The organism is Microbaculum mangrovi, from assembly GCF_051390635.1.
Lineage (GTDB): Bacteria > Pseudomonadota > Alphaproteobacteria > Rhizobiales > Tepidamorphaceae > Microbaculum.
Genome location: NZ_JBPODT010000003.1, coordinates 168,266 through 193,474 on the forward strand (window position 1 = coordinate 168,266; position 25,209 = coordinate 193,474).

Genomic DNA, 25,209 nt, shown 5'->3' on the forward strand with positions numbered 1-25,209 from the left:
TCTCCCGCGGTCACTGGCTCGCCCAGATGATGCGGGCGATCCAGTCGATGTCCTCCAGCGCCAGCGTGCGCTGTTCGTGCGCGGGATTGACGGAATGCAATTCGATGGTGCGCGCGGTGCGCCGCGCCAGCACCTTGGCCATGACCTCGCCGCCGCGGGTGCGCACGATGACCCGGTCCCCGCGCCGCACCGACGCGCCGGGCGAGACGATCACCACGTCGCCGTCGCGGTAGAGCGGCAGCATGCTGTCCCCGGTCACCTCGAGCGCGTAGGCATGTTCGTCGGCGACGTCGGGAAACGCGACTTCGTCCCAGCCCGCGCCGACCGGAAAGCCGCCGTCGTCGAAGAAGCCGCCGGCGCCGGCCTGGGCGAAGCCGATCAGCGGCACGGCGTGCTGCCGATAGGGCGTGTCGTCCGCCGAGGCATTGCCGACCATCGCCATGAAGTCCTCGATAGAGCAGCTTGTTGCGTCGAGGATCTTCGCGATCGATTCTGTGTTCGGCCAGCGCAACCGGCCGTCCGGCGCGCTGCGTTTGGATTTGTTGAAGGTCGTCGGATCGAGACCGGCGCGGCGCGCGAGGCCGGACACCGACATCGAGTAGCGCGCGGCGAGCGCGTCGATCGCGGACCATATCTGGCGATGGGAGAGCATCGGTTCGGCTCCCTCCGCCCCGGCTGCGGACCGTCGGGCGGGTGTCGGGTTTGGAATTTATTCCGACAATATAGGAATTAACCCCTCAAAACCCAACTGTCCAGCAATGCCGTGGCGGCGCCGGTTTCGACGCGCGACCTGGCCGGCCCCCGGCACCCGGCGAGCGCGGGATCAGATCAGGGTGACGCCGAGTTCCTCGTCGCCGCCGACCAGCTTGAACAGGTCGAGCGTGCCGAACCCCTTCACCTCGCGGGCAGCCACCGGCTCGAGTCGGAATTCGCCGCGGATTTGCTCGGCGGTCGCCTCGGGCAGCAGGATCTCCATCGGCTCGGCGTGCTGTTCCATGCGCGCGGCGAGGTCCATTGCCGGCCCGAAGATGTCGTAGACATACTTCTGGATACCGACGATCGAGCCGATCATGGGACCGGACGCGATGCCGATCCGGCAGCGCCATTTCTCCTCGCGCGTGGCGTTGCGCTGGCGGATGAAGCGGCGGAACAGGAGTGCCGTTCGGGCGATGTTCTGGGCGTGATCGGGGGTCGCCTCGGGAATGCCGGACACGGCCACATAGGCGTCGCCGATGGTTTTCAGCCGCTCGCACCCGAATTGCTCGACGATCCGGTCGAAGCCGGTGAAGATGTCGTTGAGCTCGGAAATCAGCGCCAGCGGGTCTTTGGAGACGGCCATCTCGGTGAAATCGACGAAGTCGAGCATCAGCACCGAGGCGGATTCGAAGCGCTGCGGGGTGGTCACGCCGAAGGTCTTGAGCTCCTCGTAGACCGTGCGCGGCATGATGTTGAGCAGCAGCCGCTCGGCGCGCTCCTTCTCCCGCCGCAGCGCCCGCTCGTTCTTCTCCACCATCTTGGCGTAGGACTCGATCATGTATTCGAGCTCCTTCACCTTGGTGATGTTGTGCATCTCGACCATGTAGACGTGGCGGCCGTCGTCCTCGTGCACCGAGAAATGCGCAGCCAGCGTCACCGGCCGCCGCTTCTGCTTTACCGAGATCTCGCAGGTCTCCACCGCGCCGGGCTCCAGGCCGCTCAGGTCGGGCACCTGCATGAGCTGGTCGAGCGTGATGTCGTTCGCCGGCGAGCCGAAAAGCTGCTCGAACCGCTTGTTCTGGAAGAGAACCTTGAGACCGTCGCACTCGACGATGGCGATCCCGACCCCGACGGATTCGATCAGCGCGCGGTTGAACGCATCGAGATTGAGAGCGCTGCCGACGTCCGGATCGGCGGGAACCGGATCCGCGCTCATCAGTCCGCGCTCACGATCACGTCGCGCCGGGAGTTGATTTCCCTCGCCAGGGTCTCCACGTCTTCCTCCGCCATGGCGAATTCCTCCAGGGTCTCGCGGAACAGGCGGGCCATCTCGTCGAACGCCTCGTTGGTGACGTTCAGCCGGCGATGCAGCTGCTCTAGCATCTCGTCCGTATAGCTGGCCGGACCGCCCATGACCGAGGCGACGAACTTGGTCTGGTGGTCCATGAGCCGCGGCATGTCGACGTCGTCGAAGTATGGCCCGGTAATGTCGGAATCGAGGATCCGGTCGTAGAACGCCATTACGATCTTCCCGGCCGTTGCGAAGCCGCCGTAACGCTCGAATATCGATCCCCTGGCCATTCTCTTCCGTTCCCGTCTCTTCGTTATTGTGATCCGTCTTATTACGGCCAGCTTACGCGGGCTGGCGCCATCATCCTAGGGGGGCGGCGAATTCTGCAACGGCATTCGCGGCCGCGTCGAGATTGCCCTTCCAGGTGGCCGGCGACCGGCCACGCGGCTTGAAGTCGTGGTCGCCGTCCTCGAGATAGGCAAACCCGACATGGTCGGGCAGCCCGTAGGCCGCGATCTCGGCCGCGGCGCCGAACGGGTCGCGATCGCCCTGGCAGATCAGGACCGGCAGATGCGCGCCTTCCAGCGGCGTCAGGCGCGGCGAGTGCGGCTGTCCGGGCGGGTGGAACGGATAGCCGAGGCAGACGACCCCAGCCGCGGCAATCCCCGGTTGGCCGGCCACCATCGCGGCGACGCGGCCACCGAGCGACTTGCCGCCGATCAGAAGCGGTCCGTCGACACCCTCGGCCTTCGCCGCTTCGATCGCGGCGAGATATTCGTCGACGAGCTTGTCGGCGCGCGGCGGCGGTCTTTTCTTGCCCCCGGTCCGCCGTGCCGCCATGTAGGCGAACTCGAACCGGGCCACCGATACGCCGCGTTCGGCCAGGCGCTCGGCGATGCCGGCCATGAACGGGCTGTCGATGCCGACGCCCGCCCCGTGGGCAAGCAATAGGGTCGCGCGTGCGGCGCGGTTCGCCGGGCGATCCCAAAGAAGTGTCTCGACGCTCGTATTTGGCTCTGTCACGGTTGATCCCGGATGGTGGTGGCGGCTTGCCGCCGCGATGCGCGCGCACGATATTGCGGGCCACGCAAGGGAACAACCGCACCGGAGCACGCGGGCCTATGGATTTTGTCGATACGATCGGGGAAGGGGCGCTGCGCCTCGCCGTATTCGCCGGCGTGTTCCTGATCATGGCGCTGGCCGAAGTCTCGGCCCCGCGCCGCGACCTCGGTTTCGGCCGTGGCCGCCGCTGGATCACCAACATGGCGATCGTGCTGATCGATACGCTGGCCGTCCGGCTGCTCTTTCCGCTGGCCGCGGTCGGGGTTGCGCTGTGGGCCGATGCGAACGGTATCGGCCTGTTCCATCTGCTCGCGCTTCCCGGCTGGTTCGCCGGCCTGCTCGCCTTCCTGGCGCTCGATCTCGCCATCTGGGCGCAGCATCTCGCCGTCCACAAGATCCCGATCCTGTGGCGGATCCACCGCGTCCATCACGCCGACGTCGATTTCGACGTGACCACGGCCTTGCGCTTCCACCCCTTCGAGATCGTGCTGTCGATGGTCTGGAAGATGGTCGTCGTCGTGGCGCTGGGCGCGCCGCCGCTGTCGGTCTTCCTGTTCGAGGTGGTGCTGAATGGCATGGCGATGTTCAACCACGCCAATTTCAATATTCCCGCCCGGCTCGACCGGATCCTGCGTGCCGTCCTGGTGACGCCGGACATGCACCGCGTTCACCACTCGACCGATATCGCCGAAACCGATTCCAACTACGGCTTCAACCTGTCGATCTGGGACCGGCTGTTCCGCACCTACGTGCCGCAGCCCGCGCTCGGCCATGAGGGGATGACTATCGGCCTCGACGACTACCGGACCGACGAGCCGACCCGCCTCGGCTGGTCGCTGCTGTTGCCCTTCGGCCCGCAAAACCGGGTGCGCCGACGTCGCGAAGAGCGAAACGCCGGTGTGCAGAAGGCTGGTACGCAGAAGGCGGGCAGTCAGTAGAAGCTGACCGGGAAATAGCGCAGGAAGATTTCCCGGAAGGTGCCGTTCTGCTGGATCCGGGCCAGGGCGAAGTCGAAGGCCTCGCGCAGCCTGTCGTTGCCCGGCGCCACCGCGACCGTCAGACCCTCGCCGAAATAGCGCGCCTCGGTGAACGGTGCGCCGGCGAAGCGGCAGCAGTTTTCCGATGTCGAGCCGTTGAGCCACAGGCTCGCGTTCAGTCCGTCCTCGAAGAGTGCTTCGACATCGCCGTTCTTGAGCGCGGTCCGCGCCGCGTCGGCCGTCTCGTAGGTGTGCAGCACCGAGCCGGGGAAGAACGCCCTCAGATAGGCTTCGTGCGCCGTGCCCCGCTGCACCGCGATGCGTTTGCCGGCGAGCCCCTCCGGGATCATCTCCAGCTCGGGGCCCTTGTTCCGGACGACGAACCGCGCCGGCCGGGTGAGGAAGCGGTTGGAGAAGTCGAAGCGCGCCCGGCTGTCGGCGGAAACGGCCAGCGATCCGATGATCGCGTCGCCGAGATCCGACTCGATGCCGCTCGGCAGCAGGTCCCACCTGAGCGTCTGCACCGTGCAGGGCACGTTGAGTTCGACGCAGATCGCCCGTGCCAGCTCAACCGAGAACCCGGTCGGCAGCCCGTCGGCGCCGACGAAGGCGAACGGCGGGTTCTCCGCCTCGACCAGGATCCGCACCGCCCGGACTTCCGAGAGATCCGGCTTCTCCATCCTGTGGGCGGGGTCCCAGAAGCTCGGCACCGTCACCTGGGCGGGAAGATCGACCGCGTGCGCGCCGGGGCTCGGCAGCGTCACGGCGACGCCGGCGGCGATGCAATTCACGATAGCGCGACCGATGCGGCCCATGGCGTCCTTTCAACCACTGCGAGAAAAATCTCGCTGCAGAGCGGGTTCGATGCTTATAGTAACCCCGGCTGTGGTTGTCAGCAGGGGGGCGCGTGACGGCGGAGGGTGCCGTTCGGCGCGAAGCGGTTGCGGACCTGCCGTCCGACGTGGCGTTTCTCACGGGCAGGCTGCCGCTTGAGGCGCTAGAGGAGGCCGTCGCGGAGGCCGACCGGCTCGGCGCCTGCGCGCACGAACTGCTGCTGTCGCGCCGTCTCGTCTCGATCGACACCTATTATCGCGCGCTCGCCGCCGCGGTCGGCGCCCGGTTCGTACCGATCGTGCGGCTGCGCTTCCCCGCCGATCCCTTCGCCGGTCGCGATCCGGCACTCGCCGCGCGGCTCGGCATGCTCGTCGTCGCCAACGGCGACGGCACGGAGATCGCCTGCGCCCCGCGCGGACAACAGGTCGCGGCGCTCGTCGAAACGCTCGCGGTCCGCCCGGTTGCCGCCCGGCAATTGTTCATCACCACGCCGCAGGCGCTGAGCGATGCCGTCGTCGCCTGCGCGCAGGACCATCTCGTCGCGATCGCCCGAAACGGGGGCGGGCGGCTGCATGACGGCAATTCGGCGCGCCGGCTGCTCGATCGCAGGCAGGCCGTGGTGCTCGCCGCCATGCCGCTTGCCGCCTTGCTGGCCGCGCTGGCGTTTCCGGTAGCGACGCTGCAGGCGCTAACCGGCCTGTTCGGCCTGTTCTTCCTGGGCGTCATCGGGCTCCGGCTCACAGCCGCGGTGCTGGGGTTGCTGCCATCCTCTTTAGTATCTTCGCTGTCTGGCCCTCCGGAGTCGTCCAGACCGCTGTCCGACCGCGAGCTGCCGGACTACACGGTGCTGGTGCCGCTCTATCGCGAGGCTGCCCTCGTGCCCGGCCTGATCGCCGCGCTCGCGCGCCTCGACTATCCCGCCCACCGTCTCGACATCAAGATCGTCGCCGAGGCCGACGATGCCGAGACGCTGGCGGTCCTGCGCCGGGCCGCGCTGCCGCCGCAGGTCCAGGTCGTCGTTGTCCCCGATGCCGCGCCGAAGACCAAGCCGAAGGCGCTCGGTTTCGCCCTGGCGTTCGCCCGGGGCGCCTTCGTCACCGTCTTCGACGCGGAGGATCTGCCGGATCCGCGCCAGCTGCGCCGGGCCGCCGAGCGCTTCGCCGCCGAACCCGAAGACATCGTCTGCCTGCAGGCGCGGCTCGCCTGGTACAACTGGCCGGAGAGCTGGTTCACGCGCCAACTCGCGCTCGAATACGCCTCGCTGTTCGAGGTGTTCCTGCCGGCGCTGGAGCGGCTCGGCCTGCCGTTCCCGCTCGGGGGAACCTCCAACCATTTCCGCATACGCGCGCTGAGGGCGGTCGGCGGCTGGGATGCCTACAACGTGACCGAGGACGCCGACCTCGGCCTGCGGCTGGCCCGGGCGGGCTATCGCTGCAAGACGCTGCGGTCGACGACGCTGGAGGAGGCGCCCGTCAGCTTCCGGCCGTGGCTGTGTCAGCGCACGCGCTGGATGAAGGGCTGGATCCAGACCTATCTGGTCCACATGCGCGCGCCCGGCGACCTGATGCGCCGCCTGGGCCCGGTGCGGTTCCTGGGCATTCAGGCGATCTTCGGCGGCGTCGTCGTCTCCGCCTTCGTCCACCCGATCTTCCTTGCCGTCATCGCCGTGCAGGTCCTGCACGGCGACATTTTTCTTGATGGCGGCGGTCCGGTCGATTTCGCGGTCAACTGGCTTGGCGTGCTGAACCTGATCGCCGGCTACCTGGCGGGGTTCGCGCTCGCGCTCGCCGGCCTGAGGCACCGGCCGATGTGGTGGCTCGTGCCGGAACTGGCGCTGTTGCCGGTCTACTGGCTGACGATGTCGATCGCCGCCGTCCGCGCCGTCGCGCAGCTCTGCCGCGCCCCGCATCTATGGGAAAAGACCGAACACGGCCTGACCGGCATGGCGCCGGTCCCGCCCGATTTGCAGGCCTATGGGAAAATTGGAGCGGGCGATCGGGATCGAACCGACGACATTCAGCTTGGGAAGCGCCGGCAACCGTTTGATCCAGTTAACCCCAGTTCCCCATCCGAGAGACCGGAAAGGATCCTCGGATGCCGGAACTTGCCGTCACGCACGGTTTGGACTGCATAGGGTATATCAACGAAACCGAGGGCGGCTGCGACGCTATCGCGGTCATTGATGGCCGCAACGTCAAGCTCGGCCGCTTCGCCAATCGTGGCGACGCGCGCGCTGCGATCATCGAGGCGAGCCGGGCGGGCGATATCAGTCCCTCCGAGGAACCGGTATCTTCTTCTGGCCGAGCGATAACCGGTGCGGATACGGAACCGGTTTCGGCCTCGACGCTAAACGCGTTTCCCCCTAGGAACCGCACTTCGAAAGATGCTTATCCGCATGAATTGCCGGCCGGCGAAAGGGCGGGGCGATGAACGCCCAGGCCGACCTTTTTGCGCTGTGCGCCAAATACGGCGTTGATCCGGACAGCATTCCGGATCTCCCCGAGAAACGCAGGGCGCACCGATTGCCGCCACCGGCAAGTTCGCTCGAATGCGGCATGCGGCGCGACCGGCGCCGCGTCTGGGGCGGCAGCTCGGCTTTGCCGCCGCAGCTCCGGGCGATGTTCACACCGGGCGAGATGGCCGTCATGGCCATCATCCGCGACCAGGTGCGCCGTCGCGGCTTCTGCGCGCTTGCTAATAGCGACATCGCGAAACGCGCGGGGTTGTCCGGCACAACAGTCGTGAAGCGCGCCGTGCGCACCGCCAAGGCGGCTGGCTTGATCCACGTTAAGGAACGGCGGATCGCGCGGGATCGCAATCTACCGAACATCATCACTATCGTTTCGGCGGAATGGATCGCTTGGCTACGCCTCGGCCGCGCTGCAGAGGGGGGTGGGGGCACGGGCGTGCCTGGGACGGAGAAACAGAAGGTATTCAAGAAGAGAGAGCCGAGCGCTCCCAGCCTTCGACCTAGACACTCGCTCTCCGATCGGCAGTGCCGACGAATATTACGGCATCTTGGCGCCGGGGAGCGGCGATGGTGAACAGAACGGCCAGCGCGGTGGGGCCCCTTGGTTGGGTCCTTCCCAACGGCCGCCTCTCCTACGGGCACACTGCGCCTGAATGTTCGCCAGTTGATCACCGTGCAAACGGTACACGGGTCACACGTGTTGCACGGGTGGCGCACAGTTTAGCCTCAAGTGGCGCTCGGTTGGTAATCTGCGTGTTTACACGAAGCCCGTCATCGGACCATTCGGTGAGACGCGCAAATGCGCGTTCCGGCGAGCCAACAATACCTAGTACTGATGCTTGCGCATCTCCGCTAGCTCTTCATCGACTAGCCGTTTGGGCAGCTCAAAAAAATCGAAAAGCTGGTAGAGGGAATACAGCATCGAAAAGACCACTTCGGGAAGGGAGTCTGGAAGCGCCGCGAGAGCAACGGTTTCGGTGGCCTCGAATTCATTTTGGGCGGCAGTTCTGTCTTCGAATATGAATCGATTTGGATTGCCAATTGAAACAAGTCTTCTGCCGGCGAGCCCCATCCAGCGCGCGTGGCAGATAAGATTGGCTTCTGATGCACCGATCGCCCGGGCAATATAGCTCGCCTCAAGTATGGCCTCGCCAAGTCGCCAAGTCGGCGTGGTGATATCAAAAGTAGTCCCTGGCACTTTGCCTTGTACGCCACCATCTTCGTTATAGCCGCGTCGGGTAAAGAGAAAGCCGTCCGGCGAGATACGCCAAAAGTCATGGTGTGCGGGTACGTCATAGCTGCCGTCGGGCTCCGGCCCCCTCCAGAACTCGACGGCGCCGTCGATCGCTTTCGGGGTGTAGGGAGTGCGCGATAGGGTTACGAAGGGCGGCCAGCCTGAATGATTGCGTACTTCCTGCTGAATAATCCTCCGCAGTTCTGCGAGAGAGGCATTGTTGAACGTGCCGTCGATCGCGAATCCTACGTCGTAATAGCCCTGCAATAGTCGCGGCGGTGCATCTTCCTCAAGGGGAGCAGTCAGCTCAGTCCAGCGATTCGCCGCTTGATCTTCAAACGCCAATAACTGATCGAGCCGCGATGGAGTTGTATTGCCCGCCACGGGCAGGACCCCCTCCATGATTGAACGCATGGCGTCGAGCAATTCCGTCCTCCGATTCTGCAGGCAACGCTCAAGCAGCCGGTCCCACTCTTCTGCGGTGCGCGGTTCTTCGCTATTGGGCCCTGCCCGGCGTATATACGTGCGATGCGCGATTAATCGCTTACCGTCCGGCCCACCGGCCTTGGCGCGTATGGGAACTCTATGGCCGCCGGGGACAGCGATTATGGGAAAGCGGTCGCTCTTACCCGGCGCAGTCCGGTGAGTTACCTGACACTGCACGAGCGGATCGAGATACTTCGCGATGATCGACTGGATCGCATCCTGTGACCAAGCGTCAAGCGTTGGGGGGCGAGGTGTCGCCGCAATGAAGGTACCGTCGGGCTGCTCGGCAAATCCAATGACGATGTAGCCTCCGCCGTGATTGGCGAGTGCGATAACCTCCTTCGCTAATGCCGCTCTATTTTCATTGTCCACTAGGTCGAGCCACTCTTTAACTTCGATGTCGAGCGATTCGCGCGGCTCGCTTACAAGCTCATCGAGATTGGTATTGTGCAAAGCCATTGACTATCTCGTTTCCGAACGACAAGTGCTTCCCGCTCTCTGTAGCAGTAGCCTGCTAATCCGCCACGAACGATGCCGGATTTGAGACAGTGAAACGCTAGAGCACGGCACCTATCAATTGCAGAAGAAAACCGAGAAGAAGCAACCAAGCGGCGATCCCTCGTAGATCGCGCGGTTCGCTGTTGGCGCGGCGGCGAATCACATGTGCGATTTCATCGAAACTCAGTTCGATTGCCGCCTTGTCCATACCTCCCGGTTCGCGCCGTATCGGGAGTTCGGGCAGATTAAAACTCCGCCGAACAAATTGGTGGGCCTTGTCTATTGCAGCGGAAGTAGGCTTCTGAACCCACATGTGCCCCTGTACTCGCGCGGGTGAGTAGTAGTCGCCGCCGCCAAACGCCTCGTCATATTTTTGCTCCATCACTTCCGCGTGTTTCAATAATCGCCGGCGATCAATCTCATTTCGTCGCAGTTGAACTCTAAGGAGGATAGTGTGCCATGGGAGCACCAATAAGATGGCACCTCCAAAGGCAAGGAAAAGTCCCAACACGTTCCAGCTCTTCGGTTCAGCTAAGAAGCCAAGCATTTTTCTAGCATTGCATTCAGTTGGACGCGCAAACAGTGCGCACTCTAGTTAGAGATACACAACCCAATGCTCCTCGGCGACGATAGAGATGGGCACGCCGGCATCGCGAGATTCGCAGGCCTGGACGGTCTTGTTATCGACTATCGGGAGTATAATCACCTGATCGCGCGGCCCGTATGTGTGGATCGACTACTGCGAACTAATCTCCAAGGCTCATAAGGAAATCTCCGAGCAGCTCTACAATTCGACCCAAGCCGTACCCGAGCGCAAGCTCCGTCTTCTTTGAAACTACGGCTTCCGCGCCCTTGCCAGCGGCGCTCTTTAACCGTTCGAGAAGGCCCTTCTCCACAAGCGGCGATTTTAAAAGATTCAATGCGGTATCGAGAAGTGTGATAAGTTGCGCCCGCTCAATATCGGAGAGTGCGCGTTGTTCTGGGGGTAGATTGGTGCTTTTTGCTAAAGTGATAGCTTCGTCTAATAGCTCTGAAATTTTTCCAATTAGCTGAGCGTTGGACCTTCTATTAATAGAAACCCACGCTACGGGGAGGATGTCTACATACGGAGGTGCGGGAGATTTTTCCGGTTCCAGATTTTGTTCGTTTGCACTTTCTGGATATTGAATAGATGTTTCGCGGACGATCGTTCCTTCAAACTCCCGTAACAGAGAGATGGCGCGATGAGCGAATTGAAGGAGGACGTCTCTCGACACTTCACCTTGCATGCGCTGGTACTTGGACAAGTCGTTAGTCGATAGCCCAAAACGGTTCTCGAATTCGAATTCATCAAGCAATTCGTAAGCATCAATGAGATTTGGCGCAATAAATATATCGACCTTTTCTCGCGGCGCGTGTAATTCAAGCTGTTGGATATCTTCTTCGATGCCCGACAAAATTCGGTATACCTCATCGATTAAAGCCGAGCCAGGTGGGGTTTCGTTGTCGTCGGGTGTTCTGTTCTGCATTCAATTTCCGTACGACAAAGTCACAATGATCTGCCGGATGGTAATGCGGTCGGCGCCAATCCGTTTGGAAGCGCGTCGCTCATTACGGCTTCCCCCTTAATTGGATCGTATAGACCAAGACGCATTTTACAGGCTTAGGTGCAAATCGCAAATAAACTAATGTTTTTCTTGAGGGTCTATAGCTTCTTTAAGAAGAAAAAAGCGGTACACCTCTCGAAGGCCTTTGAAGAGCCACATAAGCTCTCCGTATGTCCCGGGGACATAACGGGAAACTCCGTATCGGCTTTCAGGGTGCTGCGCCATAATGCGGTCAGTGTAGTAGTCCTCAAAATATCGTTTGTCGCTTCTCGGTTCACCAAAGACAGACTCGAATTCAGCCCCGACGTCATAAGCGGTTGCATCCGGTTTGCCGGCGGCCGCCAAGCGTCGACGAAAAAGGGCAAATGATGCGTCCATCGCGACATGGAGGGGGTAAATTGCCTCCTCGGCATGAAGGGGGTGTCTGCTTAACATCGACGACCGAAGTAGGGTTCGCAATCCCCTGGTCATTAGGTGATCGCTCATGTCAATCGATTCGAAGATGCGTTGCTGAATTTCCAAGGGCGCGGCGTCTTGTCGGAATGAATAGTCAGTGCCCACTGTGCCAGCCGCGTGGTAGGCACCGATTTTTGAAGAGGGCTCTCTCGAGAGCTCGTCAACGACGCGATTCTTGAGGTCATTGATCGCGTTTGGTTCGATAAGGTCTTGCATTTTTGGAAGTCGCAAAGCCCATGGCAACGGCTGAGGAATAACCAAGCCCCTATCGTGACCAACAGAAAGCACCAATGCAGCTAGTAGTCGGAACTCTTCTACGAGCGGGTTGTCAAATTCGCTATATGGGCCTTGTGAACGCTCTCTAAGGTCGAAACGACAGGCCGTAAAAACAAGTTGAGGGCTGGCATAGTAAATTGAATCTGAGAGTAGCAGAGATTGGCGCCAGTAGCATCCATGGGCCGCGTACGCGCGAACCACAACGCCCCTGTCAAAATGCTTGTCCATCGCGCGTCAGATAACTTTCAATTTTGTGACTAAAAGATCCTCAAACAGTAAGCTTACTTCAAGCGCACCCCCGGCCCACCGCCGTTTTCCTCAATGAACTCGACGCCGGCAGCTTCGAGCGCATTCCGGATCGCCTTCGCCGCATCGGATGAAACGGCGCGGCGGCTCTTTTCAAAGTCAACCACCGTGGAAAGGCCTAGGGACGCTGCAGCGGCGAGCTGCGGTTGAGTGAGGTCTACCAGTGCTCGCGCCGCGCGGCATTGAGCTGGGGTGATCGGGAAATCAACATTTTCTGTTGACACTGTTGCTCCTGCTCCGTAGTTGTATCAACATAAACTGTTGATCGTCTACCATACGAGGCCGCGCATGAATACCCATGTCCGCGAACGGGAGACCCTTGTCTCCGATCACCTGACCGAGTTCCTGGCGATCACGCCGGCGCTGCGGCGGCTGCTCGAAGCGGCCGTTCAAGATGCGCTCAATTTCGTCGAGTCAATGACGTTGTTCCTCGACGAGGTCGACGGCGATGCCGACGCTGAGGACAGCGATGTCGACGAGGACACCGACCCGCGCGAGCTGGACGAGGACCACGAGCCTGACGGCGACGAGCGGGAGCCGAGTCTCGGTAGCCTGGAGCACGGGTTTCTGAAGGCCTGGGCCGGCGGAGCCGACGACGATCGAGAAGACGAGCACGACGGTCACGAGCCGGACCCAGACCGTGAACCGAGCCTGGGCTGCGTGGGGAACTGGTTCCAGCCGCATTGGGCGATCGGCGACGACCGAGACCTGGAGGAGGATGTCGGCGACCAGTGCGAGCGCGAGGACGGCATGTGAGGGTCGATGTTCGGAGCGGCGCTTGCGATGTGGGGGGGGGGGGCTCCAGTGAGCGTGGATTGCCAACCGCGCAGCAAATTTATTGACCGTTGTATTGTGCAATGATATATAAACGTTAAATACAACGGAGTTAGGCGCCGTGCGGCTATTCGATCCAAGAGAAGTTGCTCACCACACTGGCGTCAGCGCCGCGTCTCTACGGGATTGGCGTTTCCGTGGCCTGTTGGAGGAGATCGGGCAGCTCCGGCCAAACGGGCGGTGGGGATATGGTTATGGAGACATAGCCGCCCTCGCGATTGCCCACCTGTTGGCCTCCTCGCGTCTGGTTGCCGACTTGGACTTCGCCATCAAGCTCGGCCGGTACGCTACGCAGTTCGTCTGGGCACATCTCAAGGGAGATGACGATCTTACAGATCTCGATCGCCGATATCGCGACCTGCCGTTTATCGCTGCGTGGCCAATGGGCAAAGATCTCCAAATCGAACTGTTCGAAAAGCTGGAGAACGCGACCCAATACAGCGTTCCAGGCTGGATCGCGCTCGATTGCCGTCAGGTTGCGGAAGCCCTTCGGCCTCGGCTCTCGCTCTTGGTCGAGCTGTCACGGCTCGACCGCGACGGCAAGGAAGGGGCTTCAAAGCGTTGAACGACCCCACGGAGGCGCAATGATGCTGCAGCGCGCGATCGACGCGAATCAATCCGACCTGATGGTGCGCCGCGCGCCCGCCGGCGGACTGAGTTGGGACGAGGAAACCCGCACGCTGGACGCGGTGGTTTCGACCTTCGCCGACGTGCGCCGATACGGCTACATCGAGCGGCTTTCCCGCGAGGCCAGCAATTGGGACCTGACCCGGGTCGGTTCACCGGCCGGCGTCCCGTTCCTCGCCGGTCATAACATGTTCAATCCGGGCGCGAAGCTCGGCCGCGTACTCGCGGTCACGGTCGGGCCGCAGAACGTCCGGGCGAAGATCAAGCTCGGCGATAGCCAGGCCGCCAAGCAGCTAGTCCGCGACCTCGTCGCCGGAGTCGGTGTCGCGATCAGCTTCGGCTACGAGGTCGGCGAGTGGGAGCGCATACCGCCGGCGAATGCAGGCGAACGGGAAGTCCGCATCGCCCGCCAAATCCACCTTTACGAAGTCAGCGCCGTGTCGGTGGCAGCCGATCCGGGCGCGCATGTCCGGTCAAAGGAGACATCCATGGATCCCGACGAAATCGAGACTGCCACCATCGAGGCTCCGCCGCCGGCGACGCCGACGCGCGAGCAGGAGACGCGGACCTTCGGCGAGACCGAAAGGCGGGCGCTGGTGCAGCGCTACGGTCTCACCAACAAGTTCTACAACCGCCACAAGGACAAGGACGAGGGACCCTTCAAGGAGGCGATCCTCGACCATCTGGCAAAGCGCTCGGAAGAGCATATGACGTTCCCGCATGTCGAAGTCGGCGGCGGCGGCGCAAGCTTCGACAATCCCGAGTTCCGTGCCGCCGCAATGGGTGAAGCGCTCTATCAGCGGATCGCGCCGCGCCACTCGCTCAGCGATCCGGCGCGGGAATTCGCCAGGCTCACGGTCCCCGAACTCGCTCGACAGTGCCTTGCGTTCGGCGGACACAGCACGCGCGGTCTTTCGACGGCTGAACTCGTCACCCGCGGTCTGCACACCACAAGCGACTTTCCATTGGTGCTCGCCGATACGGTGAACCGGACGCTCCGAGCCGCATACGACGTGCCGACCTCTGGTGTGCGAATGGTCGCTCGACAGACGACCGCTAGAGATTTCCGGAAAAAAACAAAGCTGCAGCTCTCCGGTGGGCCGAGCCTCGAGAAAGTCAACGAACACGGCGAGTTTAAACACGGCACGTTCAACGAGAGCGGTGAGAGCTACAAGATCGATACCTTCGGCAAGATCTTCGGCATCACCCGGCAGGCGCTCGTAAACGATGATCTCGCCGCGTTCGATCGCGTCCCGCGCGAAATGGGCCGCGCCGCACTCGCGTTCGAAAACAATTTCCTTGCCGATCTCGTGAAGGCGAACGCCGCGATGAGCGACGGCAAGGCGTTGTTCCACGCCGATCATGGCAACCTCGCCGCTTCCGGTGCGGTCGTGTCAGTGACCACCTTGACGGTGGCCCGCCAGGCGATGCGGAAGCAGACCGGGCTGCAGGGCGAATTGATTTCGGTGCCGCCCAAGTATCTGCTCGTCCCCGCTGAGCTGGAGACCATCGGCGAGCAGGTCCTCGCCTCTATCGCGGCCGCCAAGGTCGATGACGTCAATCCGTTCAGCGGCCGCCTGGAGCTGATCGTGGAGCCGCGCTTCACGGACGCGACCCGGTGGTACGTCGTGGCCGATCCCGGCGTGATTGACGGCTTGGAGTACGCTTACCTGGAGGGCGATCCCGGACCGCAGATCGATACCGAAGCCGGCTTCGATGTCGATGGTGTCCGGTTCCGCGTTCGGCTCGACTTCGGCGGCGGTTTCGTCGACTGGCGGAGCTGGTATTCGAATCCGGGCGAATAGCCTGCCGATTAGGTATCAGGCGCGGGGAACGAAACGTGGCGCGCGGTCCGTCTCGGGAACAAGCCTCCTCACCTGCCCCGTGTCTGAAATGCTCCGGAGTGAGGAGGCGAGACCGCAACCGTTTTGTCAGCACCTAGGGCGCTCCCGGTATGTCGCGCAAAATCGATCCCGTTCGCAATCAGGGCCTCTTTCCCTGCGAGGCCGAGATCGCGCGACGGCTAAGCCAGGCGCCGGCGGAATGGCCGGACAAGGCAACTGTCTTGGAGCGCGACGGACTGCCCCGGATTGACCCGATCATGGGCGGCCGGTTCTGGCCCGCCGTCGAGGCCTATTGGAAGCGCCGATACGGTCTCGCTAGCATCGAGGCTTTCAATCCAGATGGAGAGGAAAATCTCGATGCCCTTCGATGACGACGCGCCGGGCTACAAGGCTCGGCGAAACAAGGACGGCACAGTCCGTCACATGTGGGTTGCCCGTGCCGACCTGGTGCGGAAAGGCTACACGCCGAAGACGGTTCGCCTTCACTACGACAGCACTACACCGGACGGTCACGCGCTCATCGCCGCCGCCTGCCGCCGCTATCAGGCGGAAATGCTCGCCTGGGCGGCCGGAAAGAAGCAGGACTATTCGCGTTTCGACGGGACACTGGCGAGCCTGATACGGCTCTACCAGACGGACCCGGCGAGCCCCTACAAAGCCGCGAAGTGGACCACGCGCCGCAACGACTATGACCCCTCGCTGGCGATCCTCGAAAGGGCGTTCGGTAAGCGCTCGCTGTCGGCGCTGCGGCACGGCGATTTCCGCCGCTGGTATGACGAGGCGAAGAAGCCGGCGACAGCGGGCGGGCCGGAGCGGGTGCGCCGGGCGCACGGGCTGATCAAGTTGCTTCGGCTGCTGATGTCCTACGGCATCATGTCCGAGCTGCCGGAATGCGCGCGCCTTAAAGCAATCCTCGACGAGGCGCGGTTCAAGCAGCCGGCGCGGCGACGGGCACGACTCGAACTGTCTCATGTCCGGGCATTCATCCCCGCCGCACTCGAGGCGGGCCGACTGTCGTTGGCACTCGGCACTGCGCTGCAGTTCGAGACGGGCATGCGACAGCGTGACGTGATCGGCGAATGGGAACCGATCGCCGCTGGCGAACCGGCCACCGGAATCGTGATGCGTGGCCGGCGCTGGGTGAACGGCCTGACATGGGCGGATATCAGCGACGACCTGGTGCTTCGTAAGGCGACGACGAAGACCGGTTCGCTGATCGCCGTCGACTTGGCCTTGTGTCCGCTTGTAACCGAGCTGCTGGAGCAGATCCCTGCGGAGCAGCGGGTGGGGGCGCTGATCGTCGACGAGATGGCGGGCCGGCCCTACGCGGAATGGGCCTATGGGCGCGAGTGGCGCGTCGTCGCGCGGGCGGCCGGCATCCCGGACACGGTATGGAACATGGACGCGCGGGCAGGGGCCATTACCGAGGCCGAAGACGCCGGCGCGGCGCTTGACGAGATACGCGGTGCGGTGGGCCATGCACAGGCCTCCACGACGGCGCGTTACAGCCGTGGCGCGCTCGGAAAGGCGCGTCGAATCGCAGAGCTTCGCGCGGCGCATCGCAAGGCGCGGAACGATGAGTGAACTGGAATAGGGAACGCGATGGGGAACGTTGGGGAACGCGTAGATTAGCGGTAGGGCGTCAACCCGTTGTTCGCTTTAAGGAAAATTGGAGCGGGCGATCGGGATCGAACCGACGACATTCAGCTTGGGAAGCTGACGTTCTACCACTGAACTACGCCCGCAACGCGCACAGAACATCCGTACGGGGCGAGATCTGTCAAGGCCTTTGGTCGCGCGACAGTGGAGAGATTGGCGAAACAAGCGAACGTGAACGCGCTTGAATGGCCTCTGGATGGCGAAACCGGTTCTTTCTGCTACGTTTTGGCCCGCAATCGCAGAGAAATCCGCCCGGATCGGCCATGAACGACCTGACCTTCGAAAAGCGCTTCGTCGCCCTCGATTCGCGGAAATTCCGCGATCCCGACATCACCGCCAGGGGCGAGGCGCGGGCGAGCGTCGCGCTCCAGCGCCTCGACACGCTGTGGATCAACACCGGCACGCTGTGCAACATCACCTGCGTCAACTGCTACATCGAATCGAGCCCGACCAACGACCGCCTCGCCTACGTCACCGCGGTGGAGGCGCGCGCCTACCTCGACGAGATCGCCGAACTGGGCCTACCCACCGCGGAAATCGGCTTCACCGGCGGCGAGCCCTTCATGAATCCCGACATGCTGGAGATGCTGGAGGTTGCCTTGTCGCGCGGCTTTCGCGCGCTGGTGCTGACCAACGCCATGCAGCCGATGCAGCGCCCGTCGGTCAGCGCCGGCCTCGTGCGTCTGCGCCAGGCCTACGGCGACAGGCTGGTGATGCGCGTCAGCCTCGATCACTACACCGCCGAACTGCACGAGCAGGAGCGCGGCGCCAAGACCTTCGACAAGACGCTCACCGGCCTCGACTGGCTCGCGGAAAACGGCTTCTCGGTCGCGATCGCCGGCCGCTCCGTCTGGGGCGAGCCCGAGCCGGTCGCGCGGGCGGGCTACGCGGCGCTGTTCGCCGAACGCGGCTGGCCGATCGACGCCGACGACCGCGCCGCCCTCGTCATCTTCCCGGAGATGGACGCCCGCGTCGACGTGCCCGAGATCACCACCGCCTGCTGGGGCATTCTCGGCCTGTCGCCGAACGCCATGATGTGCGCGACGAGCCGCATGGTGGTGAAGCGCCGGGGCGCCGCCGCGCCCACCGTCCTGCCCTGCACGCTGCTGCCCTACGACGACGCCTTCGAGATGGGCGCGACGCTGGCCGAGTCGCTCGCCGCGGATGGCGGCATGTTCTCGCGCGGCGCCGTCAAGCTCTGCCACCCGCACTGTGCCAAATTCTGCGTCCTCGGCGGCGGCTCCTGCGCGCCGGAATGACCGGGCGCGAGGTGGCGTCCATTCAGGATTTCCCGCCCCCGGGGGCGGATTTCGCGCGCCCCGGCCGACCCCGCGATAGACGCGGCGGATTTGCGGCGCTACCTCTGTTTTCGTGAGCGTTACCGAGCCGATCGCCGACCTCGATCTCCTGCCCGAGCCCTTCGCCGGCTGGTTCGCCGCGCGCGGCTGGGTGCCGCGGCCGCATCAGCTCGCCCTGCTCGCCAAGGCCCGCGCCGGCCGGTCGGCCCTGCTGATCGCGCCGACCGGGGCGGGCAAGACGCTCGCCGGTTTCCTGCCGAGCCTGGTCGCGCTGGCGGCGACGCCGCGGCACAAGCCCGGCACGGCGGCCAGCCGCGCCTCGCCGCTGCACACGCTCTACATCTCGCCACTGAAGGCGCTCGCCGTCGACGTCGCCCGAAACCTCGAGACGCCGATCGCCGAGATGGGTCTCGACATCCGCGTCGAGACCCGCACCGGCGACACGCCGCAATCGAAGCGCCAGCGCCAGCGCTACGACCCGCCGCAGATGCTGATGACGACGCCCGAGCAGATCGCCCTGCTGATCGCCAGTCGCGAGGCGCCGACGCTGTTCGCCAACCTGAAGACGATCGTGCTCGACGAGCTGCATGCCCTGGTCACCTCCAAGCGCGGCGATCTGCTGGCGCTGGGGATCGCCCGGCTGCGGTCGCTGGCGCCGGGCCTGCGCGTCGTCGGCCTGTCGGCGACCGTCGCCGACCCACAGGCGCTCGCCCGCTGGCCGATGGATCAGTCGGACGGCCCCAATGCGGATACCGCCCACGCCGATACCGCCGTCGCCGATCTCGTCGTCGTCGAGAGCGGCGTCGCCGCCGACGTCGCGATCCTGGCGCCGAAGGAGCGGGTGCCCTGGGCCGGGCATTCGGCCCGCTACGCGCTCGGCGCGATCTATGAGGCGATCCGCGCGCATCAGACGACGCTCGTCTTCGTCAACACCCGCAGCCAGGCCGAGATGCTGTTCCAGGAACTGTGGCGCATCAACGAGGACGGGCTCGCCATCGCGCTGCATCACGGTTCCCTCGACGTCGGCCAGCGCCGCAAGGTCGAGGCGGCGATGGTCGCCGGCGCGCTCAAGGCGGTGGTCTGCACCTCCACGCTGGATCTCGGCGTCGACTGGGGCGACATCGATCTCGTGGTCAATGTCGGCGCGCCGAAGGGCGCGAGCCGGCTGGCCCAGCGCATCGGCCGCGCCAACCACCGCCTCGACGAGCCGTCCAAGGCCCTGCTGGTGCCCGCCAACCGCTTCGAGGTGATGGAATGCGAGGCGGCGCTGGAGGCGCTCGCCGAGAACGCTCAGGACTCGCCGCCGCCGCGCACCGGCGCGCTCGACGTGCTGGCCCAGCACGTGCTCGGCTCCGCCGTCGCCGCGCCGTTCGATGCCGATGCTCTCTACCGGGAAGTGACCGGCACGGCGGCCTATGCCGATCTCGATCGCGCGACCTTCGACCGCGTCGTCGATTTCGTCGCCACCGGCGGCTACGCGCTGAAGACCTACGAGCGCTACGCCCGCATCCGCAGGACCCCGGAAGGCAGATGGCGCGTCTCCAACCCTACGGTCGCCCAGCAGTACCGGCTCAATGTCGGCACCATCGTCGAGGCGCCGATGCTGAAGGTCCGGCTGGTCCGGGGTGGCCGCTCCAGGGCGCTCGCCGGCGGGCGCATGCTCGGCGAGATCGAGGAATGGTTCGTCGACCAGCTCGCGCCCGGCGACACCTTCGTCTTCGCCGGCCACATCCTGCGGCTGGAAGGTCTGCGCGAGACCGAGGTCTACGTATCCCGCGCCGTCAACGAGGACGCCAAGGTGCCCTCCTATCAGGGCGGCAAGTTCCCGCTGTCGACCTATCTCGCCGACCGGGTGCGCGCGATCCTGGCCGATGAACGGCTGTGGCGCCGGCTGCCCGGCGAGGTCGGCGAATGGCTCGGGGTGCAGAAGCTGCGCTCGGTCATTCCGCGCCGCGACCAGCTTTTGGTCGAGACCTTTCCGCGCGGATCGCGCTTCTATCTCGTCTGCTATCCCTTCGAGGGCAGGCTTGCCCACCAGACGCTCGGCATGCTGCTGACGCGCCGGCTGGAGCGCATGCGCGCCCGCCCGCTCGGCTTCGTCGCCTCGGAATACGCGCTCGCCGTCTGGGGCCTGGGCGATATCGCCGCCATGATCCGGATGGGCCGGCTATCGCTCGCCGACCTGTTCGACCAGGACATGCTCGGCGACGATCTGGAGGCCTGGCTCGCCGAATCGAGCCTGATGAAGCGCACTTTCCGCACCTGCGCCACCATTTCGGGGCTGATCGAACGGCGCCATCCCGGCAAGGAGAAGACCGGCCGCCAGATGACCGTGTCTTCCGACCTGATCTACGACGTGCTGATGAGCCACGAGCCCGACCACGTCCTGCTGCAGGCGACCCGCGCCGACGCGGCCACGGGCCTGCTCGATGTCGCCCGTGTGGGCGACATGCTGCGGCGCACGCGCGGCAGGATCGTCCACCAGGCGCTCGACCGGGTGTCGCCGCTCGCCGTGCCGGTGCTTCTGGAGATCGGCAAGGAGCCGGTGCACGGCGAAGCCGACGAAAGCCTGCTCGCCGAGGCCGCCGACGCGCTCATCGCCGAGGCGATGGGCGAGGCCGCCGTCAGGCCGCTGCGCTGAGAAGGTCAGCCGCCCTGGTTCGGCCGGATCCGCTTCAGCAAGTCCCACACCGGCAGCGCCGACAATCCGCCGATCAGCCCCGCGCCGTAGCTCGGCAGCGGAAAGCCCAGGATCATCTGCCACAGGTATCCGGCGACGTATCCCGCGACCAGCATCACCACGATGGTGATCAGCAGGCGTTGCCACAACGGCATCAGTAGTTTCATGGACGGCTCCTCTCGCTTGGGCGGACAATAGCCTTATTCGCGGTGGCCGCGCTATGGTAGCCCGACAGCGAAACAACGGGAGAGGAGACTTGGCAGACGAGACGACCAAAGCCACATCGCGCAAGCTCAAAAGCATCCAGTCCGCCGATGCGGCATCCCTGGCCGACTACTATGATGATTGGGCGCGGTCCTACGACAAGGACCTGGAAGACCTCGGCTACGAAGCGCCGCTGCGCGCCGCCGGTTTGCTCAAGGCGCACGGGATGTCGGCGACGGCCCCCATCCTCGACGCCTGTTGTGGAACCGGGCTGACCGGACGTCGGCTGGCCGAGGCCGGCTTCGAGCATGTGGACGGCTTCGACATTTCTGAGGCGTCGCTCGACGAGGCGCGGACGGTGGCCGCCTACGACGGGCTTTTCCGGCAGGACATGAACGATCCGTTGCAGGCGCCGGACGGCGCCTATGACGCGGTTGTGTGCATCGGCTCGATGACATACGCGGAAAGACCCGAGCAGCTTCTGCGCGAATTCTGCCGCGTCGCGCGCCCCGGCGGGATCGTCCTGTTCACCCAGCGCACCGACTACTGGAGCGACGACTTCGCCGGCATTCTCCATCGCCTCGAAGAGGCGGGTCTCTGGCAGTGGCTCGAAAAGACGGAGCCGCAGCCCTATCTGCCGCGCCACCCGGAGTTCGCCGACGCGATCAAGGTCGTCTACGCGGTCTTTCGCGTGGTATGAGCGCAATATCCGGTCGCCGCTCGAATCGGGCATAAGAACGCCGTGGCATCACTCTGCGGCGGAGGCGGCGGGACGTGACATCGGTGGCGCTGATGATCGATCGGTCGGCGGAAGATCCGGTAGCGGCGATCCATGTCGCCGGCGCCGTCCTGATGCCGGATCCCTCCGGGGCGCTGTGGTGGCCCTCGGAAGCCGTTTTGGTCGTCGCCGACCTGCATCTGGAAAAGGGCTCGGCGCTCGCCGGCCGCGGCGCTCTGGTGCCGCCCTACGACACCGCCGCGACCCTGGAGCGGCTGGCACGCGTGATCGAGACGCGCCGACCGCGCACGGTGATATCGCTCGGCGACTCGTTCCACGACGTCGGTGCCGGCGACCGTTTTCCCGAACCGTACCGCGCCCGGCTTGCCGCGCTTCAGCACGGCCGCGACTGGCTGTGGATAGCCGGTAACCACGACCCGACGCCCCCCGCGACCATCTCCGGCGACTGGTTCGAGGAGCTTGCGGTCGGTGGCCTGGTTTTCCGCCACGAGCCCGATGCGGCCGCGCCGGACGGCGAGATCGCCGGGCATCTGCACCCTTCCGCCAGGGTGCGCCTGCGTGGCCGCAGCGTCCGGCGGCGCTGCTTCGCCGGCGACGGACGGCGGCTGGTCATGCCCGCCTTCGGCGCCTTCACCGGCGGCCTGAACATCCTCGACAAGGCCTATTCCGGGCTGTTCGAGAGACAGGCGCTCGCCGCCTGGATGATCGGCGACAAGGCCGTCTATCCGATCGCCGGGCGCAGGCTGGTGCCGGACTAGGAAAGCGCGCCCCTAGCCGGACAGCACCACCATTTCGGCGATCGCCGTGACGACGAGCGCGACCACGGCGGCGGCGGTGAGGCGGATGCGCAGCGGCGCGAACCAGACCGGCGCCCGGCCCTCGCCGACGGCGCGAACATCGAGCCAGGCCTGAAGCAGGAACGCGACGATCAGCAGCGCCTGTCCTTCGAACCCCGACAGGATCAGCGAGACCCAAGCCGCCAGCGGCGGCAGGACGCTGATGACGAAGCCCTGCGTGCGCTCCGAGCCGTAGAGCGGCCCCATCGCCATTCCCCAACGGATGCCGCCCAGGAACGACAGCACCAGCGCGCCATAGACGCTGGTCGCGAACGCAATGAAGGCGGCGACGCCGATATCCGCGATGGCCATCGGGCCGATGGCGCCGACCACGAAGGGAACAACGCCGGCCCAACCGATGACGACGGCGGCGAGCGGCGCCGTTTCGTTGCCGATGGGCTGGTCGGATAGAATGGTCATGGTCGTTTCCCCTGAGATTGCCGCCTGAGATTGCCGGCTGAGATTGCCGTCCTTGGCCATCGCCTGGATCGCAGCCCGCGATGCCGCGATCAGCCGCGGCGGAACAAGACGCTTCCCAGCCAGCCGACGCCGAAGGCCATGGCGACCGTTCCCAGACCGTAGATGAGCGGCTGTCTGTGCGCGAGATTGAAGATCGCCGCCTCGAACCCCGTCTTGACCACCCAGAACCCGAGCTTTTCCGTCGCCAGAAGGGCGCCGTCCCCGAAGACGTGGACGCGGGCCCTGTAGCCGCCGGTGCGGATATTCGCGGGAAGCGGGATCTGCGCCATGAACATGCGCGGCGTCAGCATCTCCACGGCATCCGAGTTCTCGAAATACAGCTCGTTGCTCTGCTCGCGGCGCAGAAGCGCATTGCGGAACTCCGCGGCAACCCGTTTCGGTTGATCCGTGGCCGTTTCGATCCTGAGGAAGTCGAGGCCGATCTGCTGGCGTTTCAGGGCCGGCGGCGACGAAATCTCTTCGAGCGGCCTGTTCGTCAGGACGGCGTAGTAGGACGGGGCGTTCTTGAACTCGACGCCGGCGCCGTTGACCCAGATGCCGCCGGCGCGTTCCTTGCGCCAGACCACCATGTTGTTGGCCGGCCCTTCGATGACGATGGCGACGTCATAGCCCTCCGACCGGCGCCCGACGGTCGCCGCGTCGCGCTCGACGGTGCCGAACAGGACGAGTTCGGTGCCGACGAAATTGGACCGGATCTCGATGCGCTTCGACGACAGCGCCGCGATGACGGTCTCCGCCTGCGCCGCGGATGCCGCCACGGCGGCCAGGCTCGCGATCGCCAGGACGAGCAGGCTGCGCATCATTCCGGTGCTCCCGTGGCGATCGTCAGCGAGTAGAGGTCCGTCGGCGTCGCCACCAGCCCGTAGAGCATCCGCACGCCGACCGCCAGCACGAGCAGCGCCAGCAACAGCCGCAACTGTTCGCCGCGCAGCTTCAGCCCGGCCTGCACGCCGAACTGCGCGCCCATGACGCCGCCGATCATCAGCAGCAGCGCCAGGACCGAATCGACCGACTGCGTCGTCACCGAGTGCAGCACCGCGGCGAAGGCGGTCACGAAGATGATCTGGAACAGCGAGGTGCCGATGACGACGTTGGTTGGAACCCGCAACAGGTAGATCATCGCCGGCACCATGATGAATCCGCCGCCGACGCCCATGATCGCGACCAGGAGGCCGATCAGCGCGCCGAGAATGGCGACCGGCAGCACGCTGATGTAGAGCTTCGAGCGCTTGAAGCGCATTCGCACCGGCAACCGGTGCAGCCAGGTGTGCTGGCCCGGACGCCGCGCCGCCACAGAGCGGCCGAGACGCCGGCGGATAATCGCCCGCCCGCTTTCCACCAGCATCATTCCGCCGACGCCGCCGAGGAACAGCACGTACAGGATGCCGATGATGAGGTCGAGCTGACCGAAGCGGCGCAGCCAGCTGAACAGCACCACGCCGAGCGCGGCACCGACCAGACCGCCGGCGATCAGGATCACGCCGAGCGAGACGTCGATGGTCTTTCGCTGCCAGTGGGCGAGCGCACCCGAAACCGACGACGCCACGATCTGTCCCGTCTGGGTCGCCACGGCGACGGCCGGCGAGATGCCCGTGAAAATCAGAAGAGGGGTGAGTAGAAAACCGCCGCCGACCCCGAACATGCCCGACAAGAAGCCGACTGCCGCACCCATTCCGAGCAGCATGAACATGTTAACGGCGATTTCGGCGATGGGTAGGTATATCTCCATCACACGACCTGCGGGGCGAGAGCCCGATCACATATTAGAAAAATCTCATACTTGTTAATGGCAGCCGTGCCGGCATTGTCAATCTGCCGACGCGGCTGAATTCGCGT

The 25,209-nt window shown here is 64.6% G+C and carries 27 protein-coding genes and 1 tRNA gene; 13 read left to right on the forward strand and 15 right to left on the reverse strand.

The features are described from left to right. Positions 1 to 10: 10 nt before the first annotated feature. The 4 genes from ACSF9G_RS13520 to ACSF9G_RS13535 all read right to left on the reverse strand — a co-directional run bounded on the left by ACSF9G_RS13520 (position 11) and on the right by ACSF9G_RS13535 (position 3,010). Positions 11 to 652: a S24 family peptidase gene (locus tag ACSF9G_RS13520; RefSeq protein WP_436642455.1), complete on the reverse strand. Its 642-nt coding sequence runs from the start codon at positions 650 to 652 to the stop codon at positions 11 to 13. A gap of 171 nt (positions 653 to 823) precedes the next feature. Continuing rightward, positions 824 to 1,912 (reverse strand): adenylate/guanylate cyclase domain-containing protein, encoded by a 1,089-nt coding sequence (locus ACSF9G_RS13525; protein ID WP_436642457.1) that lies wholly within the window; start codon positions 1,910 to 1,912, stop codon positions 824 to 826. Continuing rightward, positions 1,912 to 2,277: a group I truncated hemoglobin gene (locus ACSF9G_RS13530; protein WP_436642459.1), complete on the reverse strand. Its 366-nt coding sequence runs from the start codon at positions 2,275 to 2,277 to the stop codon at positions 1,912 to 1,914. Before ACSF9G_RS13530 ends, ACSF9G_RS13525 begins: the two co-directional genes overlap by 1 nt. Before the next feature lie 70 nt (positions 2,278 to 2,347). Next, complete coding sequence (locus tag ACSF9G_RS13535) at positions 2,348 to 3,010, reverse strand: alpha/beta family hydrolase (RefSeq protein ID WP_436642461.1); 663 nt, start codon at positions 3,008 to 3,010, stop codon at positions 2,348 to 2,350. A gap of 98 nt (positions 3,011 to 3,108) precedes the next feature. Here ACSF9G_RS13535 and ACSF9G_RS13540 point away from each other — a divergent pair, with 98 nt between their 5' ends. Beyond that, positions 3,109 to 3,987: a sterol desaturase family protein gene (locus ACSF9G_RS13540; protein ID WP_436642463.1), complete on the forward strand. Its 879-nt coding sequence runs from the start codon at positions 3,109 to 3,111 to the stop codon at positions 3,985 to 3,987. On the opposite strand, the gene ACSF9G_RS13545 is transcribed toward ACSF9G_RS13540, so the two are convergent. Further along, entirely contained in the window at positions 3,981 to 4,841 is an 861-nt protein-coding gene (locus tag ACSF9G_RS13545; protein WP_436642465.1) for a transporter substrate-binding domain-containing protein, read from the reverse strand. The two genes, ACSF9G_RS13540 and ACSF9G_RS13545, sit on opposite strands and share 7 nt — an antisense overlap. Before the next feature lie 92 nt (positions 4,842 to 4,933). On the opposite strand from ACSF9G_RS13545, the gene ACSF9G_RS13550 reads away from it, so the two are divergent. From ACSF9G_RS13550 to ACSF9G_RS13560, 3 genes are read left to right on the forward strand one after another with little or no spacing between them, the layout of a single operon-like run. Beyond that, positions 4,934 to 6,994, forward strand: a complete 2,061-nt coding sequence (locus ACSF9G_RS13550; RefSeq protein WP_436642467.1) for a glycosyltransferase — start codon at positions 4,934 to 4,936, stop codon at positions 6,992 to 6,994. Next, positions 6,955 to 7,290, forward strand: coding sequence for a hypothetical protein (locus ACSF9G_RS13555; protein WP_436642469.1), 336 nt, complete (start codon positions 6,955 to 6,957; stop codon positions 7,288 to 7,290). Before ACSF9G_RS13550 ends, ACSF9G_RS13555 begins: the two co-directional genes overlap by 40 nt. Further along, complete coding sequence (locus ACSF9G_RS13560; RefSeq protein ID WP_436642471.1) at positions 7,287 to 7,904, forward strand: hypothetical protein; 618 nt, start codon at positions 7,287 to 7,289, stop codon at positions 7,902 to 7,904. Before ACSF9G_RS13555 ends, ACSF9G_RS13560 begins: the two co-directional genes overlap by 4 nt. Before the next feature lie 252 nt (positions 7,905 to 8,156). Here ACSF9G_RS13560 and ACSF9G_RS13565 read toward each other — a convergent pair whose 3' ends face one another. From ACSF9G_RS13565 to ACSF9G_RS13585, 5 genes are all read right to left on the reverse strand, one after another. Continuing rightward, entirely contained in the window at positions 8,157 to 9,509 is a 1,353-nt protein-coding gene (locus ACSF9G_RS13565) for an AlbA family DNA-binding domain-containing protein (protein ID WP_436642473.1), read from the reverse strand. 97 nt (positions 9,510 to 9,606) lie between these two features. Further along, positions 9,607 to 10,095, reverse strand: coding sequence for a hypothetical protein (locus ACSF9G_RS13570; RefSeq protein WP_436642475.1), 489 nt, complete (start codon positions 10,093 to 10,095; stop codon positions 9,607 to 9,609). A 199-nt stretch (positions 10,096 to 10,294) separates the two neighbouring features. After that, positions 10,295 to 11,056 (reverse strand): hypothetical protein, encoded by a 762-nt coding sequence (locus ACSF9G_RS13575; RefSeq protein ID WP_436642477.1) that lies wholly within the window; start codon positions 11,054 to 11,056, stop codon positions 10,295 to 10,297. Between the two features lie 156 nt (positions 11,057 to 11,212). Then, positions 11,213 to 12,094: a hypothetical protein gene (locus tag ACSF9G_RS13580; protein WP_436642479.1), complete on the reverse strand. Its 882-nt coding sequence runs from the start codon at positions 12,092 to 12,094 to the stop codon at positions 11,213 to 11,215. A 53-nt stretch (positions 12,095 to 12,147) separates the two neighbouring features. Continuing rightward, the gene (locus ACSF9G_RS13585) at positions 12,148 to 12,396 is read right to left on the reverse strand and encodes a helix-turn-helix domain-containing protein (protein WP_436642481.1); all 249 of its coding nucleotides are present in this window, start codon (positions 12,394 to 12,396) and stop codon (positions 12,148 to 12,150) included. A 64-nt stretch (positions 12,397 to 12,460) separates the two neighbouring features. On the opposite strand from ACSF9G_RS13585, the gene ACSF9G_RS13590 reads away from it, so the two are divergent. The 5 genes from ACSF9G_RS13590 to ACSF9G_RS13610 all read left to right on the forward strand — a co-directional run bounded on the left by ACSF9G_RS13590 (position 12,461) and on the right by ACSF9G_RS13610 (position 17,061). Next, entirely contained in the window at positions 12,461 to 12,928 is a 468-nt protein-coding gene (locus tag ACSF9G_RS13590; RefSeq protein WP_436642483.1) for a hypothetical protein, read from the forward strand. Between the two features lie 139 nt (positions 12,929 to 13,067). After that, positions 13,068 to 13,571 (forward strand): hypothetical protein, encoded by a 504-nt coding sequence (locus tag ACSF9G_RS13595; protein ID WP_436642484.1) that lies wholly within the window; start codon positions 13,068 to 13,070, stop codon positions 13,569 to 13,571. 19 nt (positions 13,572 to 13,590) lie between these two features. Next, complete coding sequence (locus tag ACSF9G_RS13600; protein WP_436642486.1) at positions 13,591 to 15,438, forward strand: prohead protease/major capsid protein fusion protein; 1,848 nt, start codon at positions 13,591 to 13,593, stop codon at positions 15,436 to 15,438. Positions 15,439 to 15,587: 149 nt separating this feature from the next. Beyond that, positions 15,588 to 15,848 (forward strand): hypothetical protein, encoded by a 261-nt coding sequence (locus ACSF9G_RS13605; RefSeq protein ID WP_436642488.1) that lies wholly within the window; start codon positions 15,588 to 15,590, stop codon positions 15,846 to 15,848. Continuing rightward, the gene (locus tag ACSF9G_RS13610; RefSeq protein ID WP_436642490.1) at positions 15,835 to 17,061 is read left to right on the forward strand and encodes a site-specific integrase; all 1,227 of its coding nucleotides are present in this window, start codon (positions 15,835 to 15,837) and stop codon (positions 17,059 to 17,061) included. The genes ACSF9G_RS13605 and ACSF9G_RS13610 overlap by 14 nt, the downstream gene beginning before the upstream one ends. Before the next feature lie 86 nt (positions 17,062 to 17,147). On the opposite strand, the gene ACSF9G_RS13615 is transcribed toward ACSF9G_RS13610, so the two are convergent. Next, positions 17,148 to 17,222 (reverse strand) — tRNA-Gly (locus ACSF9G_RS13615). A gap of 177 nt (positions 17,223 to 17,399) precedes the next feature. Here ACSF9G_RS13615 and ACSF9G_RS13620 point away from each other — a divergent pair. Both ACSF9G_RS13620 and ACSF9G_RS13625 read left to right on the forward strand, forming a co-directional pair. Further along, on the forward strand, positions 17,400 to 18,395 hold the full coding sequence (locus tag ACSF9G_RS13620; protein ID WP_436642492.1) for a radical SAM protein: 996 nt from the start codon (positions 17,400 to 17,402) through the stop codon (positions 18,393 to 18,395). 112 nt (positions 18,396 to 18,507) lie between these two features. Further along, positions 18,508 to 21,075 carry a ligase-associated DNA damage response DEXH box helicase gene (locus tag ACSF9G_RS13625; RefSeq protein WP_436642494.1) on the forward strand — a complete coding sequence of 856 codons (2,568 nt, stop codon included), beginning with the start codon at positions 18,508 to 18,510 and terminating at the stop codon, positions 21,073 to 21,075. A gap of 5 nt (positions 21,076 to 21,080) precedes the next feature. Here ACSF9G_RS13625 and ACSF9G_RS13630 read toward each other — a convergent pair whose 3' ends face one another. Then, complete coding sequence (locus tag ACSF9G_RS13630) at positions 21,081 to 21,281, reverse strand: hypothetical protein (protein ID WP_436642496.1); 201 nt, start codon at positions 21,279 to 21,281, stop codon at positions 21,081 to 21,083. 89 nt (positions 21,282 to 21,370) lie between these two features. Between ACSF9G_RS13630 and ACSF9G_RS13635 the strand changes: the two genes are divergently transcribed. Together ACSF9G_RS13635 and pdeM are read left to right on the forward strand one after the other, a co-directional pair. Next, positions 21,371 to 22,018 (forward strand): class I SAM-dependent DNA methyltransferase, encoded by a 648-nt coding sequence (locus ACSF9G_RS13635; protein ID WP_436642498.1) that lies wholly within the window; start codon positions 21,371 to 21,373, stop codon positions 22,016 to 22,018. A 92-nt stretch (positions 22,019 to 22,110) separates the two neighbouring features. Then, on the forward strand, positions 22,111 to 22,815 hold the full coding sequence (gene pdeM / locus ACSF9G_RS13640) for a ligase-associated DNA damage response endonuclease PdeM (RefSeq protein WP_436643255.1): 705 nt from the start codon (positions 22,111 to 22,113) through the stop codon (positions 22,813 to 22,815). 12 nt (positions 22,816 to 22,827) lie between these two features. On the opposite strand, the gene ACSF9G_RS13645 is transcribed toward pdeM, so the two are convergent. From ACSF9G_RS13645 to ACSF9G_RS13655, 3 genes are all read right to left on the reverse strand, one after another. Continuing rightward, positions 22,828 to 23,313: a DUF3429 domain-containing protein gene (locus ACSF9G_RS13645; protein WP_436642500.1), complete on the reverse strand. Its 486-nt coding sequence runs from the start codon at positions 23,311 to 23,313 to the stop codon at positions 22,828 to 22,830. An 89-nt stretch (positions 23,314 to 23,402) separates the two neighbouring features. After that, positions 23,403 to 24,176 (reverse strand): TIGR02186 family protein, encoded by a 774-nt coding sequence (locus ACSF9G_RS13650; RefSeq protein WP_436642502.1) that lies wholly within the window; start codon positions 24,174 to 24,176, stop codon positions 23,403 to 23,405. After that, on the reverse strand, positions 24,173 to 25,102 hold the full coding sequence (locus ACSF9G_RS13655; RefSeq protein ID WP_436642504.1) for a sulfite exporter TauE/SafE family protein: 930 nt from the start codon (positions 25,100 to 25,102) through the stop codon (positions 24,173 to 24,175). The genes ACSF9G_RS13650 and ACSF9G_RS13655 overlap by 4 nt, the downstream gene beginning before the upstream one ends. Between the last annotated feature and the right edge of the window lie 107 nt (positions 25,103 to 25,209).